Source organism: Acinetobacter lactucae, assembly GCF_013344765.1.
Taxonomy (GTDB): Bacteria; Pseudomonadota; Gammaproteobacteria; order Pseudomonadales; family Moraxellaceae; genus Acinetobacter; species Acinetobacter lactucae_A.
The window spans coordinates 1-844 of record NZ_JABVBF010000369.1 but is presented as its reverse complement, the minus strand read 5'-3'; the positions used below and the strand labels follow the sequence as shown (position 1 = coordinate 844).

Annotated in this window: 2 protein-coding genes; both read left to right on the top strand. The window is 34.6% G+C overall.

The features are described from left to right. Positions 1–75: 75 nt before the first annotated feature. Positions 76–345 (top strand): YARHG domain-containing protein, encoded by a 270-nt coding sequence (locus HUN22_RS17385; RefSeq protein WP_016145167.1) that lies wholly within the window; start codon positions 76–78, stop codon positions 343–345. A 17-nt stretch (positions 346–362) separates the two neighbouring features. Continuing rightward, complete coding sequence (locus HUN22_RS17380; RefSeq protein ID WP_016145166.1) at positions 363–776, top strand: HIT family protein; 414 nt, start codon at positions 363–365, stop codon at positions 774–776. Positions 777–844: the final 68 nt, after the last annotated feature.

The window sequence follows — 844 nt, the reverse complement described above, 5'->3', positions numbered from 1 at the left end:
ATTAATAGTCATTGAAATATTGGTAATAAACCTTATATTGAGTACAGGTTCATACCTTTAACTGAGGAAAAGCTCATGAATAAATTTATGGTTGCAGTCTTTACTGGCGTGGTAAGCATTGCTAGCGTAGGCATACAAGCTGCAACACCTGAGCAAGAATGTCAAAAATTGCAAGATGACTATAATTTGATTTATGCATCAAAAGGCTTTTGTTTTAAAGATCCTGATGCAAAAGAAAAATATGGTAATGAAAACTGTCATACGACAAAACCAAAATTTTCTGACAAAGAACAGCAACGTCTTGACGCTATTAAAGAACGTCAGAAAGAATTGAAATGTAAATAATTTTAAAGGAATAATACATGGCATATGATGATCAAAATATCTTCGCAAAAATTTTACGTGGTGAACTTCCAGCGATAAAAGTCTATGAAGATGATCAAGTTCTAGCTTTTATGGATATTATGCCTCAAGCCGATGGTCATACATTAGTTATTCCAAAAACACCTGCTGTAACACTACTAGATCTACCACCTGAAGCAGCAGCATATACTATACAAATTGTTCAGAAGATTGCTAAAGCAATGGAAAAGGCGCTCAATTTGGAAGGTATTGTGTTGATGCAACTTTCTGGAGCAGCAGCTGGACAAACTGTTCCGCATGTTCATTTTCACCTTATTCCAACAAATGTGCATCATCTTGGACGCCATGCTGTAGAGTTAGGTGATCAAGAAAAAATTAAAGAATTAGCCGAAAAAATTAAAGCAGCTCTTTGATTTTTCAGATATTAAAGCGGAGTTTAGACTCCGCTTTTTTTCGTGTAATAACTATAAAAGTGAAAAGA

What these genes read in the sequence shown, in the direction of transcription:
- HUN22_RS17380 (WP_016145166.1), top strand. Translation starts at nt 363, where the DNA reads ATGGCATATGATGATCAAAATATCTTCGCAAAAATTTTACGTGGTGAA.
- HUN22_RS17385 (WP_016145167.1), top strand. Translation starts at nt 76, where the DNA reads ATGAATAAATTTATGGTTGCAGTCTTTACTGGCGTGGTAAGCATTGCT.